This window comes from Clostridium sp. M62/1 (assembly GCF_020736365.1).
Taxonomy (GTDB): Bacteria; Bacillota; Clostridia; order Lachnospirales; family Lachnospiraceae; genus Otoolea; species Otoolea saccharolyticum_A.
In genome coordinates, this window is sequence record NZ_CP085988.1 from 2,080,939 (window position 1) to 2,097,864 (window position 16,926).

Here is a 16,926-nt window from a genome sequence, read left to right on the forward strand (position 1 = left end):
GAGAGAAAAATGGCTGAAAAAATCATAAAGACCGAATATTCGGAGGAAATGCAGAAAAGCTACATGAACTATTCCATGAGCGTTATCACGGCCAGGGCAATTCCAGATGCCAGGGACGGACTCAAACCAGTTCAGAGGCGTGTGTTGTATGATATGAGCGAGCTTCATCTGGGACACGACAAGCCTCATCGAAAGTCGGCGCGTATCGTCGGCGATACGATGGGTAAGTATCATCCCCACGGTGACAGTTCCATCTATGAAACGCTGGTTGTCATGTCACAGGTGTTTAAAAAGGGAATGCCGCTAGTAAACGGCCATGGAAACTTCGGCTCCATCGAGGGAGACGGGGCGGCTGCCATGAGGTACACAGAGGCCCGCCTTGAAAAATTTGCAGAGGAAGTCTATTTAAAGGATCTGGATAAGACGGTAAATTTCGTTCCAAATTACGATGAGACAGAGAAGGAGCCGGAGGTGCTGCCGGTGCGCGTCCCGAATCTTCTGATAAACGGGGCAGAGGGAATTGCCGTCGGCATGAGCACCAGCATCCCGCCCCACAATCTCGGTGAGGTGGTGGACACGGTTCAGGCCTTTATTGACAATCCGGAACTGAGGACGGAGGAACTTCTCGGCCATCTTCACGGGCCGGATTTTCCCACAGGAGGGATCATTGCAAACAAAAAGGATCTGGCCTCGATCTACGAAACCGGTTCCGGAAAAATCAAGCTCCGGGCTAAAATGGAAGTGGAGCTGGGAAAGAGGAAGGCAGATAAGGACAAGCTGGTGATCACGGAGATCCCCTATACGATGATCGGCGCGGGGATCAATAAGTGTCTGATGGATATAGCAGAGCTTGTGGAGTCAAAGAAGCTGACAGATGTGGTGGATATTTCCAATCAGTCGAACAAAGAGGGAATCCGCATTGTGCTGGAGCTTCGCAAGGATGCGGATGTGGAAAAGATTCGAAACATCCTCTATAAAAAGACAAAGCTTGAGGATACCTATGGAGTAAACATGCTGGCCATCGTAAAGGGCAGGCCGGAAACCCTGAATCTGAGAGGAATCCTTAAAAATTATCTGGACTTCCAGTATGAGAACAATACGCGGAAGTATCGCGTCCTGCTGGAGAAGGAGCTGGAGAAGAAGGAGATCCAGGAGGGGCTGATTAGGGCCTGCGATGTGATTGACCTGATTATTGCAGTGCTGAGGGGCTCCAGGAATCTGAAGGATGCCAGGGCCTGCCTGATAAACGGAGATACCTCGGCGATCCGGTTTAAGACACCGGAGCTGGAAGAGGATGCGGGAAAGCTCCGCTTTACGGAGAAACAGGCTTCAGCAATTCTGGAAATGCGTCTCTATAAGCTCATTGGCCTTGAAATCCTGGCTCTTGAAAAAGAACACAGAGAGACACTCAGAAAAATCAAGGAGTACGAGAAGATCCTGTCTGACAAGGGGACCATGGACCAGGTGATAAAGGAGGATCTGGCCGCCATTAAGAGGGAATTTGCCTGCCCAAGGCGCACGCTCATCGAGGACGGCAAGGAAGCCGTATATGACGAGAGCGCTGTGGAAGTCAGAGAAGTGGTCTTTGTCATGGATCGTTTTGGCTACAGCCGCATTGTAGACCGTTCCACCTATGACAGAAACAGAGAAACCATAGAAAATGAAAATCCCCATGTCATCTGCTGCTTAAATACGGATCGAATCTGTCTGTTTACAGATGCAGGTGTGCTTCATCAGGTGAAGGTGACAGATATTCCTCTCGGAAAGCTCAGGGATAAGGGTACACCGATTGACAATCTGTGTAAATTTGACGGCACAAAGGAACAGACGGTGTTTGTCACCAACGCATCATCCCTGCAGGGAAAGCTCTTCCTCTTTGCCACAAGAGATGCGATGTTAAAGCGTGTTCCGGGAGAGGAATTTGAGACAAACAACCGGATGGTTGCTGCCACAAAGCTCCAGGAGGGAGACAGCCTGGTAAGCGTCCAGCCGGCAGATGAGGCTTCCGAGGTGGTTCTGCAGACGGACAATGGCGTATTCCTGCGCTTTGCCATGGATGAAATCTCAGTTCAGAAGAAAAATGCCAGAGGCGTGCGCGGAATCAAGCTGGGCCGCGGCGAGGCTCTGGAGCAGGTTTATCTTCTGGGAGCGAATACAGAAAGTGTCATTACCTATAAAGAAAAGCAGGTGCATCTGAACCGTCTGAAGCAGGGACGCAGGGATGGAAAGGGAAACAAGGTCCGTCTCTAAAAGAAGAGCAGAAAATGCGAAGATATTTGACTTTCTTCTGTATACATGTTACATTAAAAAATATATAACTGCGAAAAATGATAGAAAAACGCAGATGATTTTGTCCGATCAGGGAAAGAAGTGCCGCAGGAGCACGCTCGGTTCAGAAAACAGATAGAATTTATACGGTCAGAGAACCGGCAGCATTACAACTGCCATACACAGACAAGTGATTCAGACAGGAGCAGAGAATGGAAAAACAGAATGCCGGAAGCATTATTTTAACAGAAAAAGACAGAGATGGCCTGGTAAAGCTGGGGCATGCGCTTTTTGCATGCCCGGAGCTGGGATTTAAGGAAGTGAAATCAAATCAGATTCTCACTTCTTTTTTGAGTGAAAATGGGATTTCGTATGAGAGCGGGCTCAGCGTCACCGGCATCAGGGCCACGGTCGGGACAGGCAGAAAGTATCACATTGCCCTGGCGGCGGATATGGATGCTCTGTCTGTTCAGGGGAAGGAAGGATCCTTTGCCTTTCACTCCTGCGGACACAGCATTCAGACAGCGGTTATGGCTTATGTGATGAAGCTTTTAAAGGACAGAGGGATTGTGGAGGCCTCCGGGGGCAGGGTCAGCTTTATTGCCACTCCGGCAGAGGAATTTATCGACTTTGAGAGCCGGGAACGTTTGAAAAAAGAAGGAAAAATCCGCTATCTTTCCGGTAAGCAGAACATGATTGCTGAGGGCGTGTTTGACGATGTGGACTGCGTCATTTCCATGCATATTAACGGGGACAGCGGCAACCGCCTGTTTGATATTGACTCCACGCTGGCCGGTTTTACAGTGAAAAAGGCGTTATTTCATGGCAAGAACGCCCATTCCGGAGCGGCACCTCATCTGGGAAGGAATGCCCTGCACGGGGCCAGCCTGGCCATGGATGCGATCGCCTATATGAAGGATCAGTTCCCGGCAGAGGCAGGGATCCAGATCCATCCGGTTATTACGGCCTGCGGCGGAAGCGTGAACACCATCCCTGAGGAGGTGGTGATGGAAAGCTATATCAGGGCCAATACCCTGGAGGCTCTCCTGGAGGCCAATAAAAAATTCGATGACTGTGTCATCCACTGTGCCCAGGCCCTCGGGCTTACGGCTGAGGTGGAAGACAGAACCGGCTATATGCCGTTTTCGCAGTCCCCCTGGCTGACAGAGGTGATTCACCGCCAGATGCTTTCCCTCTGCCGGGAGGATCAGATTGTAAAGCATGTGATTTCCGGGGCATCCGGCGATATTGGAGATCTGGGCTATCTGATACCCTCTGTCCAGTTTGGATTTTCAGGCATGAAGGGCCGGATCCACAGCTCCGAGTTTGAGATAGTCAATGAGGAGAACGCCTATTTTAACACGGCGAGAGTGGTAGCAGGAGCTGTTGAGGAGATCCTCACAACCCCGCAGCTGCAAATCAAAAATACAGATTACGCGGAGAAAAAACAGTTTTACCTGAACCGGTGGCTTCACGATACGCCCGGGGCAGATGAAGCATAAGAGCATTTTAAGCAGCAAGGCAGATAGTTGGAAAAAAAACTGTAACTTGCATGCAGAGAGCTGTCAGACTACAGTTTTTGAATATATCATATTTTGATTATTTATATTTCAGGAGGAATGAAGATGGAAGAGAACAGAGTACCAACCCCCCATATCGGAGCACAGGCAGGAGAGATCGCAGAGACCATTCTGCTTCCGGGTGATCCGCTCCGAGCAAAGTATATTGCAGAAAATTTTCTCACGGATGTAAAACAGTTCAATGGGGTCAGAAATATGTTTGGATACACCGGTTTTTATAAGGGAAAACGTGTTTCCGTAATGGGAACAGGCATGGGCTGCCCGTCTATAGGGATTTATTCCTATGAGCTGATCCACTTCTACGGATGCAAAAACCTGATTCGCGTCGGAACAGCAGGCGCTCTTCAGGAGAATGTGAAAATCCGCGACATCGTAATCGGAATGGGAGCCTGCACGACATCCAACTATGTAAAGCAGTTCCGCCTTCCGGGTGACTATTCCTGTATATGCAGCTTTGAACTTCTGGAAAAGGCCGTAAAAGCTGCAAGGGAAAAGGGATTAAAAGTACACGTGGGAAATATTTTAAGCTCCGACATGTTCTACAACCCTGATCTTCCGCAGACGGGAATGAGCTGGGCTCAGATGGGAGTGCTGGCCGTTGAGATGGAGGCTGCGGCTCTCTACAGCAATGCGGCAGCGGCAGGCGTGAATGCCATCTGCATTCTGACTGTTTCCGACTCTGCAGTGACCGGTGAGGCTACGACAGCTGAGGAGCGACAGACCAGCTTCACCAATATGATGGAGGTTGCTCTGGAGCTGGCATAGGGTTTAGCAGGATAAAGGGAGGAATCATGGCAGAGGAAATTTTACGGGTGGAGAACCTGACAAAAATTTACCCGGGCGGTGTTCTGGCAAATTACAACATTAATTTCAGTGTAAATAAAGGGGAGATTCATGCCCTGGTCGGAGAAAACGGCGCTGGAAAATCCACGCTCATGAAGATGCTGTTCGGAATTGAGGAGATTACCAGCGGGAAGGTTTTCCTGCACGGCAAAGAGGTCCATTTCCATTCCAGCAAGGAAGCGATCGAGAATGGGATCGGTATGGTGCATCAGCACATGATGCTCGTGCCATCCCTGACAGTGGCTGAGAATCTGGTTCTTGGAATTGAGAAGAAAAAAGGCCTGTTTGTGGATCAGAAAAAAGCTATTGAGGAGACGGAGGCAATCTCTCAGAAATATAATCTCCATGTGGATGCCACAAAGAGAGTACGGGATATTTCCATTGGAATGAAGCAGAAGCTGGAAATTTTAAAAACCATGTACCGGGGTGCGAAGATTATTATTCTGGACGAGCCGACAGCCGTTCTGGCTCCCCAGGAGACGGAGGAGCTGTTTGAGCAGCTTCTGAATCTGAAAAAAGAGGGATATACGATCATATTCATCTCTCACAAGCTGAATGAGGTGAAATATCTCTGCGACAGGCTGACTGTCCTGAAAGACGGCCGTTCCATCGGTACCTACCAGCTGGCTGATATCACACTGGAAGAGATCTCCAGGCTGATGGTGGGAAGAGATGTCAGAATCGAGTATGAAAAAACGCCTCAGGAGTTCGGGGAGAAGATTCTCACCGTGAAGAATCTGAGCTATACCGACAAATTCGGCACAAAGAAGCTGGACAATCTCAGCTTTTCCCTGAAGGCCGGGGAGGTTTTGGGAATCGCCGGCATCGAGGGAAACGGACAGAAAGAGGCGATGGAAATCCTTACCGGAAATATGGAGGCAGAGAGCGGCTCTATCACTTACAGAGGGCAGGAGCTTACGAAACTGTCGATTGCTGACAGCCGGAAACTGGGAATTGCCCATGTACCGGAGGACAGAAACTTAAATGGCTGTGCGCCGGAGATGAGCGTGCGCGACAACCTGATTGCCACCAGCTTAAAGAAGCTGTCCGGCAAGGGCGGTCTTTTAAAGCCAAAGGCCATTGAGGACTACTGTCAGAGCTGTGTGCGGGACTTTAACATCAAGACCATGAACCTGGATATCAGCATTAAGAGCCTTTCCGGAGGAAATGTTCAGAAGGCCATTGTAGCCAGAGAATTTACTGCCGGGGCGGATGTGATTGTTTTGAACCAGCCTACCAGAGGCGTGGACGTGGGGGCTATGGAGTTTATCCATAAAAAGATTCTGGAAATGCGGGATGAAAAGAAATCTCTGATTCTCGTGAGTGCAGATTTGACGGAGCTGCGCGCTCTGAGCGACCGCATCATTGTATTCCACCAGGGAAAGGTGGCAGGCGTGATTCACGATGTCCCGGGTACCACAGAGGAGGAACTGGGACTTTACATGCTGGGCTTAAAGGAAGACTCTGCGGAAAAATTACAGGAGGCGTAAGAGATGAACAAAAAGAAAAAGTTTGACTGGTACGGCGTCATCCGGGTGCTCACCTCTATCCTGATTGCCCTGGTTATTGCGGCGCTCATCATAGTTGCAGTGGCCGACGATCCGCTGACCGCTCTGAATAAGTTCCTGCTGGGACCGTTTTCCACGAAGAGAAATTTCTTTAATGCAGTGGAGACCATGATTCCCCTCGTATTCTGCGGTCTTGCCATCAATGTCATGCACAAAAGCGGTCTGTTTTCCATGGCAGCTGACAGCTCCTTCTATTTTTCAGGAGTTGTGGCGGCTATGCTGGCAATCGCCTGTCCGATGCCGGCCGGAGTACATCAGCTAGTCATTCTGACTGCAGCGACTCTGGTGGGAGGCGTTATTGGAATTATTCCGGTTATTATTAAGAAAAAGACAGGCGCCAACGAGCTTGTTATTTCTCTTATGATGAACTACATTTTCTTTAATTTTGGATACTGGCTGATCCGTGCCTTCTTCCTGGATGAGACAAACGGTTCCTTTTCTGTCAGCTTCCAGAAAACGGCAACCCTCGGAAAGCTGATTAAGGGAACCAGCACCCACTACGGCATCTTTATTATGATTGCTGTGGTTGTATTGATGTGGCTGCTCATGGACAAGTCCAAATTCGGAAGAGAGCTTCAGATCACAGGCTCCAATGCGAGCTTTGCCAGATATTCGGGACTGAAAATCGGCGGAATCATTCTCGGCTCCCAGCTGATCGGCGGAATGCTGGCCGGACTTGGAGGCGGAGTTCAGATGATTGGAATGTACACGCACTTTCAGTGGATTACAGCTCAGACTTATGTATGGGATGGAATCCTGATCAACCTGCTTGCAGGAACCAGGCCTCTTATGATTCCGGTGTCTGCCTTCTTTATTTCCTATATCCGAAGCGGCGCTCTTGTTATGTCAAGAGGCGGTGATGTGGACTCTGAGATTGTGTCGATCATTCAGGGAATTATCATCATGCTGATTGCATCCGAGCGGTTCATGTACCGGATGAAGAAGCGCAAGGAAGAGAGAGAGGCACTGCAGAACCAGGCGGTTGACACAGAGGCCGCAGGGGCAAACTAAGGAGGAGAAGACATGGAATTTTTGGCGAATCTTGATTTCTGGTTTACGGTTCTTCGCTGTACGACTCCGGTTCTGCTGGCTACCATGGCTGCGCTGATCGCCAGCCGCTCCGGCCTGTTAAACCTGGGACTGGAGGGAACCATGACCATTTCCGCGCTCTGCGGCGTGCTGGGAAGCGGATTTACGGGTAGCCTGTTTGTGGGAGCTGTGGCCGGCCTTGCGTCAGGAACTCTGTACACAATGCTGCTGGCCTACTTTATCCAGCATCTGAAGGCAAATCAGGTTATCACGGGTGTAGCCCTCAACCTGGCAGCTACCGGCGGTTCTGTCTTCTGTCTTTACTCTCTGACAGGAGATAAAAATGCCAGCAATTCTCTGCCCTCAGCAGCGTTTCCGGCAGTGGATATTCCTGTGCTTAAGGACATTCCGGGGCTGGGACAGATCTTGTCAGGACATAACTGTCTGACCTATCTGGCATTTATTATCGCTGTCATCATGTTTATCATGTTAAAGAGGACAGCCTTCGGAATCCGGATCCGGGCTGTAGGCGAGTCAGCCGAGGCTGCCCGCTCAGTTGGAATTAACGTGGAGCGTGTGCGCTATCAGGCTATGTTTATCAGCGGAATCCTGGCATCCCTGGGAGGAATGTACCTTTCCATGGGCTATGTCAACCGCTTTACGGCAAATATGGTGGCAGGACGAGGCTACGTGGCTCTGGCCACAAACGCTATGGCAGCGGGAAATGCCCTGATGGGGATGGTCAGTTCGATCCTTTACGGGTTCGGAAGCGGCATTTCGATCTATCTGCAGAACAACAATGTGGATCCATATCTGATTACCATCATCCCATATGCATCCATCATCATTTTCTATGTAGCCTTCAGCTTCTACTACAAGGTGAAGAAGAAGGCGGACAGCTCTCTGTAGCAGTCCGGACTGTTTCCCGGGGCTCTGCCTTTGGCAGGCATATCCCAGGGAGGACAGCATGAGCGGATCAGAAACCTGCCGGGTGCAGGGATTATGATAGATGAACAACCAGCTAACCAAAAAGGAGGAAATTATGAAAAAGTTACTGAAAAAAGCAGCAGCAGTTACTCTGACAGCGGCCATGGCAGCTTCCCTGACCGCATGCGGAGGCGGCAGTAATGCAGACAGCAGCTCCAAGGCTGCAGAGGGACAGGACGGAGAGAAGATTAAGCTGACGCTCTGCATCGGCAGAAAGACGGACCTCTCCTTCCAGCAGTCTGCCTATGAGGGTTCTGTGAGAGTCCAGGAGGAGTTAGGCGACAAGTACGAGGTCAATGTAGTGGAGATGGGAGATGACACTACAAAGTGGCAGGCAGCTTTCTATGACGCCGCTGACTCAGGAGCAGACATCATCGTGGGAACAGGCTTCCAGAATAAGGAGAACTTTGAGACCATCCCGTTAGAGTATCCGGACACAAAATTTATCCTGTTTGATCAGGATCTGGACTTTTCAAGCGGAGAGCTGACAAACACACTGGGCGTCCTCTTTGACTCCAATCAGTCCGGTTTCCTGGCAGGCGCTGTGGCAGCCTACTATACAAGCAGTGAGAATGCAGCCAACACAGACAAAACCATTGGCTTTGTAGGCGGCGTTGAGAGCACCACAGTCAGCAATTTCCTGGTAGGATACGCAGAGGGTGCCAAGTATGTAGATCCAGACATCAATATTCTGACTGCCTATGTAGGTGACTACATGGATACAGCAAAGGCAAAGGATCTGGCAAATGCACAGATTTCCGAGGGCGCAGACATTATTTTCCAGGTAGCAGGCGGTGCAGGAAACGGTGTCATCGAGGCTGCTGCCGAGAAGGACGGCGTAATGGCAATCGGTGTGGACAGCGACCAGTACAAGGCTCTCGAGGGAAGCAACCTTCAGTCTGCAGTTATCACTTCCAGCCTGAAGAGACTGGACAATGCTCTCTTCAATATCTGCAAGGCATATGCAGAGGATCCGTCCAGCGTTCCGTTTGGCGAGAATGTGACATACGGACTGGCTGAGGACGCAGTGGGCATCGTATTCAATGATAATCTGACAAACAGCATTGGACAGGAGAACGTGGACAATGTGCAGGAGATCCTTGGAAAGATTCAGTCCGGCGAGATCGAGGTAACAGAGGCGGCAGGCCTTTCCGCAGAGGAAATCGACGCTATTGTGCACTGATGATTCAAAACGAAACTGCTTAGACAGCAAAAGTTTGAAAGAATTCAGGACAGCCAGCAGGCCGGGAGGTCTGCTGGCTGTTTTCTGTCAGATACAGAACCCTCTGTCAGAGAATTTTTGATAAAGGTTCAGACACTTTTCTTGACACTGAAAAGACAGACCGTTAGAATATTTTATATCATTTTGACACAGTAAATTTCCAGACTGCCTGAATGGAGACTTCTGGAAGGCAATAAAGAGAAAAGGAGAGGAACTATGATTCGACTGGAACCAAAGGACAAAAAAGCGCTTCTGAGGACTGCACTGGGAATGGAGGAGGCAGATCTGGCGATCTGCAACTGCCGCCTTGTCAATGTGTTCACAGGGGAGATTTATCCGGCAGTTGTCTATGTAAAGGATGGATTTATCGCCCATGTGGAGGATGAGGAGCTTTCAGGACCTTACAAGGCTGCCTCTGTGTATGACGGGCAGGGGCGTTATCTGATTCCGGGACTGATCGACTCTCACATGCATATTGAGAGTTCCATGATGACGCCCCGCAACTTTGCCAAGGCGGTGATCCCCCACGGAACCACGACGATTATTCACGATCCCCATGAGATAGCTAATGTCTATGGAAGGGAGGGCGTTGTCTACATGCACGATGCGGGAAGAGATCTTCCCATGCGCCAGCTTGTGGACATCCCAAGCTGTGTGCCGGCAGTGCCGGGCTGTGAGAATGCCGGGGCTGAATTTTTTGCAGAGGATATCGACGCTCTGGCCGGTCTCGAGAGAGCGGTGGGACTGGCAGAGGTCATGGACTTTTACGGAGTGATGTACGGGGATGACCGGATGATGGATATTATTGAGGCCGCTGAGAAAAACGGACTGTATCTGCAGGGACATGCCCCGTCTGTGACAGGAAGACAGCTCTCCGCTTATCTGATCGGAGGACCGTGGACCTGCCATGAAACTACAACCGGGCCGGAGGCCAGAAAGAAGCTCAGAAACGGCATGTATGTGGATGCCAGGGAAAGCTCCATCACGAGAAATGTGGAGGCTATCTGGGACGGAATCAAGGATCAGCGGTTCTTTGACACACTGACCCTCTGCAGCGATGACAGAGAGAGTGATGATCTCCTCCACGTAGGCCATATGAACGCAGTGGTCAGAAAAGCCATCAGCTGCGGCATGGATCCGGTTCTGGCGATCAAGAGTGCAACCATCAATACGGCCCGGGAAACAGGAATCCGCCATCTGGGCGCCGTAGCCCCCGGCTTTACGGCCGATATGGTGCTTCTCGACGATCTGGAGGGTATGTGGGCCAAGGCCGTATTCTTCGGAGGAAAGCTGGTGGCAGAGGACGGCAGACTGATCGCGCCTGTTGAGGAGAAGAGCTTTGAGATAGAAAAGCAGAATTCCATGAAGGCAGGGGAAGTGGATCTTGACGATTTCTGCCTGAAATGTCCCTGTGAAAACGGAAAAATTCTTGTGAGCGTTATGGAATATGCAGGAAAGACTCTGAGCATTACCAGATGTGTACAGGAGGAGCATGAGGTAAAGGACGGAATGGTAGTCCTGGGAGAAAATGAAGCCTTTGTGGCCGTTATTAACAGGCACGGAAAGGGAACCAGGGCAGTGGGTGTTGTGCGCAATTTCGGACTTCGCGAGGGAGCGGTGGCATCCACGGTTTCCCACGACTCCCACAACCTGACTATTGTTTACTTCAGGCCTGAGGATGCCCTGGCGGCTGCCAGAGAGCTGATCGCATGCGGCGGCGGAATGACGGCTGTGAAGGACGGAAAGGTCCTTCATACACTGAGGCTGGAGGTGGCAGGACTTATGACCAGGCTGGAGGCTCAGGAGCTTTCCAGGGAGGCAGCTGCCATGAAGGAAGTGGAGAGGAGCCTGGGACTTACGGATATGGAAAATCCTCTGCTTCGGATTGTCACTCTGGCTCTTCCTGTAATTCCGGATGTAAAAATGTCCGATCTGGGTCTTGTGTCTGTGGCTGAGCAGAAGCTGATTCCTATTTTCCCGGAATACGGAACAGAAAAATAGAAGCAAATGTCCGCCCCACAAAGACAAATGTATTTTACGAACGGATAAAACTTGATTTTTCATAAGATCTGTTGTAGGATATGGAAGTACGAATTTTGAACGGACTTTGTTCCGGGAGTGAGGAGAAAACGGTTATGGAAATGAAAAAGAAATTGAGAGTAGGCGTTCTGGGTGCAACGGGAATGGTTGGACAGAGATTTATTTCCCTGCTGGCAGAGCATCCCTGGTATGAGGTGGTGACGGTGGCTGCAAGCCCCAGATCGGCAGGAAAGACATATGAGGAAGCCGTAGGCGACCGCTGGAAAATGCAGACTCCCATGCCGGAGAATGTAAAAAAACTGGTGGTGATGAATGTCAATGAGGTGGAGAAGGTTGCAGCCGGCGTGGATTTTGTGTTCAGCGCTGTGGACATGACAAAGGAGGAGATCCGCGCCATTGAGGAAGCTTATGCAAAGACAGAGACTCCTGTCGTTTCCAACAACAGTGCTCACCGCTGGACGCCGGACGTGCCTATGGTGATCCCGGAGGTAAACCCGGAGCATTTTCAGGTGATCGAATTCCAGAAAAAGCGCCTCGGAACAAAGAGAGGGTTTATCGCAGTAAAGCCGAACTGTTCCATCCAGAGCTATGCTCCGGTTCTGGCTGCATGGAGAGAGTTTGAACCATACGAGGTGGTGGCCACCACGTATCAGGCTATCTCAGGCGCCGGAAAGACCTTTAAGGACTGGCCGGAGATGGTGGAGAACATTATTCCCTACATTGGAGGCGAGGAGGAAAAGAGCGAGCAGGAGCCTCTGCGCATTCTGGGCGAGCTGAAAGACGGAGTGATTGTAAAGGCCAGCGAGCCGGTGATCACCTGCCAGTGCATCCGTGTTCCGGTACTCGACGGACATACGGCGGCCGTATTCGTAAAATTCAGGAAGAAACCTACGAAGGAGCAGCTGATTGAGAAGCTGAGAGCCTTCAGCGGGCTTCCCCAGGAGCTTGAGCTTCCCAGCGCTCCGAAGCAGTTCATCCAGTATCTGGAGGAGGATAACCGTCCTCAGGTGAAGCTGGATGTGGATTTTGAGAGGGGAATGGGAGTCTCCATCGGGCGCCTGAGAGAGGATACGGTGTACGACTATAAATTTGTGGGCCTCTCACACAATACGCTGCGCGGCGCTGCCGGCGGAGCAGTACTCTGTGCAGAGCTGCTGACTGCCCAGGGTTACATTCAGGCAAAATAAAGTTGAGCTGGCAGTGACAGTTCAGTCTGCTGCCGTGAGGCAGGAGACTGGACTGCTGCAGTCAATAGGAACCACAGGTTCAGGAGGAGGTATTATGCCATATATCAAAGAATCCTTCGGCTCTATGCCGGACGGAAAAACCGTGTATCGCTACACGCTGAAAAACAGGAACGGGGTGACAGCCGGGTTCCTCGATCTGGGGGCAATCTGGCACTCTATGCTGGTTCTGGACAGGGATGGGAATTTTGCCGACGTCGTGCTGGGGTATGACTCAGTGGACTGTTATCTGAAGAGCGAGGCCCATCTCGGCGAAATCGTGGGAAGAAATGCAAACAGGATAGGGGGAGGCCAGTTTGAGCTGAATGGGCAGACCTACGAGCTGACGGTCAATAACGGGCCCAACAATCTCCACAGCGGCAATGATTATTACAGGAACCGAATCTGGGATGCCAGAGTGACCGAGGACGGGGAGGACATCTCCATCTGCTTTACGCTGAACAGCCCGGACGGAGATCAGGGCTTTCCGGGAAATTTCCGGGTTTCCGTTACATATATCCTGACAGGAAATGACGAGCTCCATATCCGCTACTGCGGAGTTTCCGATGCTGATACGATCATGAATATGACGAACCATGCTTACTTCAATCTGGCAGGCCACAATACGGGGGAGGCCATGGGACAGAAGGTCCGTATCTTTGCGGACAGCTTCACTCCCGCCGACCAGGTATCCATTCCGTTCGGAACCATTCTTCCGGTAAAGGGAACGCCTATGGATTTTACAGAGATGAAAGCCATCGGGCGGGATATTGAGAATGATTATGAGCAGCTCGTTTTTGGAAGCGGCTTTGACCACAACTGGGTGATCAGGAGAGAGGCAGAGGGACTTTCCCTGGCTGCGAAGGCCTGGGATGAGGCCAGCGGCCGGGCCATGGAAACCTGGACGGATCTGCCGGGAGTCCAGTTCTACACGGCAAACTATCTGGATTCCAGCCTTCCGGGGAAGGAGGGGGCTGTGTACGGCAGACGGCATGGCTACTGCTTTGAAACTCAGTACTACCCGGATGCGATTCACAAACCTCAGTTCCCGTCGCCGGTTATCAGAGCGGGCCAGGAGAAACGGACAGAGACGATCTATAAGTTTTATGTGAAATAGGGAAGGCAGCTGCGTCCGGTCTGCCTCAGAAAAGAAGAGGTCCGGAATGCTGCGGCAGGAGACAGGCAGGGAGAGCCCAAGGCGGGAGGCGTGTTGGGATTCCCTGCCTGTTTGAACGAAAAATAAGGTCCGCGCCGTTAAGGGATGAACAGAACGAAATGCAGGGCGGGAAGAGAAAGGAAGACGGAAATGGCGAAGGCTTTATACATAGCAGAAAAACCGAGCGTTGCCCAGGAATTTGCCAATGCCCTGAAAATTTCCGGGCGGAGATCAGACGGATATATCGAATCGGAAACGGCAGTTGTGACCTGGTGTGTCGGCCATCTGGTAACCATGAGCTACCCGGAGGAGTACGACATAAAATACAAGAGGTGGAGCCTTAAAACTCTGCCGTTTCTGCCGGCAGAGTTTAAGTACCAGGTCATCGACGGGGTAAAGAAGCAGTTTCAGACTGTCAGTACCCTGTTAAATCGGAGCGACATCGACACCATCTATGTCTGCACCGACTCCGGGCGGGAGGGAGAGTATATTTACCGCCTGGTGGCTCAGATGGCGGGCGTCCACGGCAAGAAGGAAAAACGTGTCTGGATTGATTCACAGACAGAGGAGGAGATCCTGAGAGGAATCCGAGAGGCCAAAGAATTGAAGGAATACGATAATCTGGCGGCTTCTGCCTACCTCAGGGCCAAGGAAGATTACCTGATGGGAATTAATTTTTCCAGAGCCCTGACGCTGAAATACGGGCCATCTATCTCCAGCTTCCTGCGAAGCAAGTGGACCGTTGTCTCTGTGGGCCGGGTGATGACCTGTGTGCTGGGGATGGTCGTCCGAAGGGAGAGAGAGATTCGAAATTTCGTGAAAACTCCCTTTTACCGCGTGATCGGAACCTTCACCCGGGAGTCCATGAAGATCAGCGCGGAGTGGCGGGCTGTCCAGGGCTCACGGTACTTTCAGTCACCGTTTCTCTACAGGGAAAACGGTTTTAAGGAGAGGGAGAAGGCAGAGGAGCTGATCGCCTGGCTGTCTGCAGAGGGGCCTGTGACGGGAACAGTTTTCTCCGTGGAAAAGAAGAAGGAGACTAAGAATCCTCCCCTTCTCTATAACCTGGCGGAGCTGCAGAACGACTGCTCGAAAATGTTCAAGATAAGCCCTGACCAGACACTGAAAATTGTGCAGGAGCTGTATGAGAGGAAGCTGGTGACGTATCCGAGAACAGACGCCAGAGTCCTCTCCACAGCGGTGGCGAAGGAGATCGGGAAGAATCTTTCCGGGCTGAAGGGATTTTCGCCCTGTGCCTCCTTTGCGGCTGAGGTGCTCCAGGGGACGGCCTGGAAGACCATCGCAAAGACCAGGTATGTCAATGACAAACAGATTACAGATCACTACGCGATTATCCCCACTGGACAGACAGGGGCGGTGAGAAATCTGCCGTCTCTGAACGCGAAGGTCTATGAGCTGATTGTGAGGAGATTTCTGAGCATCTTTTATCCGCCTGCCGTGTACCGGAAGTACAGCCTGGAGATTGCCGCGAAAACGGAGCATTTTTTTGCAAACTTCAAGCTCCTGAAGGAACCGGGGTATCTGAATGTGGCGGACGTTTCCGGCATCAGAAAAAAGAATGAGAATGCAGAGGGCACAAAAGATACGGCCGGTGCAGCAGGAGAAAGCGGCGGGGAGCAGTCAGCAGGCGACAGCCGTCAGGAGGAGACGGTGATCGGAGATGAAGCCTTTGCAGCTATGCTGGAAAAGCTGAAAAAGGGCATGACTCTGGACCTTTCCGGGCTGGCCATAAAGGAGGGGGAAACCTCGCCGCCCAAGCGGTATACCTCCGGTTCCATGATTCTGGCCATGGAGAATGCAGGCCAGCTTATTGAGGATGAGGAGCTGAGGGCGCAGATCAAGGGAAGCGGAATCGGAACCAGCGCCACCAGGGCGGAGATCCTGAAAAAGCTCATGAGCATCAGCTATCTGTCTCTGAATCCGAAAACACAGGTGATTACGCCTACCCTCCTTGGAGAGCTGATCTATGAGGTGGTCAATGCTTCCATCCGCCAGCTTCTGAACCCGGAGCTGACAGCCAGCTGGGAGAAGGGGCTGACCTATGTTGCGGAGGGAAGCATCACAGAAAAGGAGTACATGGAAAAGCTGGAGCGCTTTGTGGCCGGCCGCACCTATGGGGCAGTCCACACGGCCAACCAGGCAGGCTTAAGGCGCCAGTTCGAGCTGGCGGCAGCAAGCTACAAAGGTGCTGAAAAGCTCCCTGGAAAGGGAGCCGCCAGTGCGGAGAAAGCCGGAAAAAATGTGAAAAATAGCAGAAAAAAGAGTGCAAAGACAGGAGGAACCATCAATGAAAAAAACTGAGATGACAATACAGAACCTTTACGATCTGACCCATACAATGGCAGCCCGGTACCTTTCAGGTTTTACATATCCCTGGGAGGCTCTGGCAGGGCTGGAAGAATTCTTAAAAGAACTTGGGAACACGCTTCCGGAGGAGGAGTTCGAGAAGAGGGGAGAGAATATCTGGATTCATAAAGAGGCCAAGGTTGCCCCTACCGCCTTTTTAAACGGCCCTCTGATCGTATGCAGGGGAGCTGAGATCCGCCACTGCGCCTTTGTGCGGGGAAGCGCTCTGGTGGGAGAGGGAGCTGTGGTGGGAAATTCCACAGAGTTAAAAAATGTCATCCTCTTTGACAAGGTGCAGGTTCCCCACTACAACTATGTGGGAGACTCCATCCTGGGCTACAAATCCCACATGGGCGCCGGTTCCATTACCTCCAATGTGAAATCCGATAAGCTTCTGGTGAAAATCCATGCTGAGGACGGAGAGATTGAGACGGGAAGAAAAAAAGTCGGAGCCATGTTAGGCGATCAGGTAGAGGTGGGCTGCGGCTCTGTGTTAAATCCCGGCACGGTAATCGGCAGAGAGTCCAATATTTACCCGCTCTCCAGCGTGCGCGGCTGCGTAAATGCCAGATCCATCTACAAGAGACAGGGAGAAGTGGCAGAAAAGAGGGAGCAGTAAGCAAAGAGACAAAAAGCAAAGCAG

At 51.3% G+C, this 16,926-nt stretch carries 12 protein-coding genes; all 12 read left to right on the forward strand.

Features of this window, described 5'->3' with window-relative positions; all coding sequences use genetic code 11:
- Nucleotides 1-9 precede the first annotated feature (9 nt).
- The 12 genes from LK436_RS09790 to LK436_RS09845 all read left to right on the forward strand — a co-directional run bounded on the left by LK436_RS09790 (nucleotide 10) and on the right by LK436_RS09845 (nucleotide 16,902).
- Nucleotides 10-2,250: a DNA gyrase/topoisomerase IV subunit A gene (locus tag LK436_RS09790; protein ID WP_008397956.1), complete on the forward strand. Its 2,241-nt coding sequence runs from the start codon at nucleotides 10-12 to the stop codon at nucleotides 2,248-2,250.
- A gap of 230 nt (nucleotides 2,251-2,480) precedes the next feature.
- The gene (locus LK436_RS09795; RefSeq protein WP_147594677.1) at nucleotides 2,481-3,770 is read left to right on the forward strand and encodes an amidohydrolase; all 1,290 of its coding nucleotides are present in this window, start codon (nucleotides 2,481-2,483) and stop codon (nucleotides 3,768-3,770) included.
- Between the two features lie 117 nt (nucleotides 3,771-3,887).
- On the forward strand, nucleotides 3,888-4,613 hold the full coding sequence (deoD, locus tag LK436_RS09800; RefSeq protein ID WP_008397962.1) for a purine-nucleoside phosphorylase: 726 nt from the start codon (nucleotides 3,888-3,890) through the stop codon (nucleotides 4,611-4,613).
- A gap of 26 nt (nucleotides 4,614-4,639) precedes the next feature.
- Nucleotides 4,640-6,181 (forward strand): ABC transporter ATP-binding protein, encoded by a 1,542-nt coding sequence (locus LK436_RS09805; RefSeq protein ID WP_008397964.1) that lies wholly within the window; start codon nucleotides 4,640-4,642, stop codon nucleotides 6,179-6,181.
- A 3-nt stretch (nucleotides 6,182-6,184) separates the two neighbouring features.
- Complete coding sequence (locus tag LK436_RS09810) at nucleotides 6,185-7,270, forward strand: ABC transporter permease (protein WP_008397965.1); 1,086 nt, start codon at nucleotides 6,185-6,187, stop codon at nucleotides 7,268-7,270.
- A gap of 12 nt (nucleotides 7,271-7,282) precedes the next feature.
- Nucleotides 7,283-8,197, forward strand: coding sequence for an ABC transporter permease (locus tag LK436_RS09815; protein ID WP_008397967.1), 915 nt, complete (start codon nucleotides 7,283-7,285; stop codon nucleotides 8,195-8,197).
- Between the two features lie 133 nt (nucleotides 8,198-8,330).
- Nucleotides 8,331-9,458 carry a BMP family lipoprotein gene (locus tag LK436_RS09820; RefSeq protein ID WP_156796977.1) on the forward strand — a complete coding sequence of 376 codons (1,128 nt, stop codon included), beginning with the start codon at nucleotides 8,331-8,333 and terminating at the stop codon, nucleotides 9,456-9,458.
- A 255-nt stretch (nucleotides 9,459-9,713) separates the two neighbouring features.
- Entirely contained in the window at nucleotides 9,714-11,498 is a 1,785-nt protein-coding gene (gene ade / locus LK436_RS09825) for an adenine deaminase (RefSeq protein WP_008397971.1), read from the forward strand.
- A 140-nt stretch (nucleotides 11,499-11,638) separates the two neighbouring features.
- Nucleotides 11,639-12,724 carry an aspartate-semialdehyde dehydrogenase gene (gene asd / locus LK436_RS09830; protein ID WP_147594681.1) on the forward strand — a complete coding sequence of 362 codons (1,086 nt, stop codon included), beginning with the start codon at nucleotides 11,639-11,641 and terminating at the stop codon, nucleotides 12,722-12,724.
- 94 nt (nucleotides 12,725-12,818) lie between these two features.
- The gene (locus tag LK436_RS09835) at nucleotides 12,819-13,877 is read left to right on the forward strand and encodes an aldose epimerase family protein (protein ID WP_044931346.1); all 1,059 of its coding nucleotides are present in this window, start codon (nucleotides 12,819-12,821) and stop codon (nucleotides 13,875-13,877) included.
- Between the two features lie 189 nt (nucleotides 13,878-14,066).
- Nucleotides 14,067-16,238, forward strand: coding sequence for a DNA topoisomerase (locus LK436_RS09840; RefSeq protein WP_044931349.1), 2,172 nt, complete (start codon nucleotides 14,067-14,069; stop codon nucleotides 16,236-16,238).
- On the forward strand, nucleotides 16,225-16,902 hold the full coding sequence (locus LK436_RS09845; RefSeq protein WP_015574286.1) for a hypothetical protein: 678 nt from the start codon (nucleotides 16,225-16,227) through the stop codon (nucleotides 16,900-16,902). The genes LK436_RS09840 and LK436_RS09845 overlap by 14 nt, the downstream gene beginning before the upstream one ends.
- The last annotated feature ends 24 nt before the right edge of the window (nucleotides 16,903-16,926 follow it).

Excerpts from the sequence above, each read along its gene's own strand:
- LK436_RS09810 (WP_008397965.1), top strand. The coding sequence starts at position 6,185 with ATGAACAAAAAGAAAAAGTTTGACTGGTACGGCGTCATCCGGGTGCTC.
- ade (WP_008397971.1), top strand. The coding sequence starts at position 9,714 with ATGATTCGACTGGAACCAAAGGACAAAAAAGCGCTTCTGAGGACTGCA.
- LK436_RS09820 (WP_156796977.1), top strand. The coding sequence starts at position 8,331 with ATGAAAAAGTTACTGAAAAAAGCAGCAGCAGTTACTCTGACAGCGGCC.
- LK436_RS09815 (WP_008397967.1), top strand. The coding sequence starts at position 7,283 with ATGGAATTTTTGGCGAATCTTGATTTCTGGTTTACGGTTCTTCGCTGT.
- deoD (WP_008397962.1), top strand. The coding sequence starts at position 3,888 with ATGAAGATGGAAGAGAACAGAGTACCAACCCCCCATATCGGAGCACAG.
- LK436_RS09795 (WP_147594677.1), top strand. The coding sequence starts at position 2,481 with ATGGAAAAACAGAATGCCGGAAGCATTATTTTAACAGAAAAAGACAGA.
- LK436_RS09835 (WP_044931346.1), top strand. The coding sequence starts at position 12,819 with ATGCCATATATCAAAGAATCCTTCGGCTCTATGCCGGACGGAAAAACC.
- LK436_RS09805 (WP_008397964.1), top strand. The coding sequence starts at position 4,640 with ATGGCAGAGGAAATTTTACGGGTGGAGAACCTGACAAAAATTTACCCG.
- LK436_RS09845 (WP_015574286.1), top strand. The coding sequence starts at position 16,225 with ATGAAAAAAACTGAGATGACAATACAGAACCTTTACGATCTGACCCAT.
- asd (WP_147594681.1), top strand. The coding sequence starts at position 11,639 with ATGAAAAAGAAATTGAGAGTAGGCGTTCTGGGTGCAACGGGAATGGTT.
- LK436_RS09840 (WP_044931349.1), top strand. The coding sequence starts at position 14,067 with ATGGCGAAGGCTTTATACATAGCAGAAAAACCGAGCGTTGCCCAGGAA.
- LK436_RS09790 (WP_008397956.1), top strand. The coding sequence starts at position 10 with ATGGCTGAAAAAATCATAAAGACCGAATATTCGGAGGAAATGCAGAAA.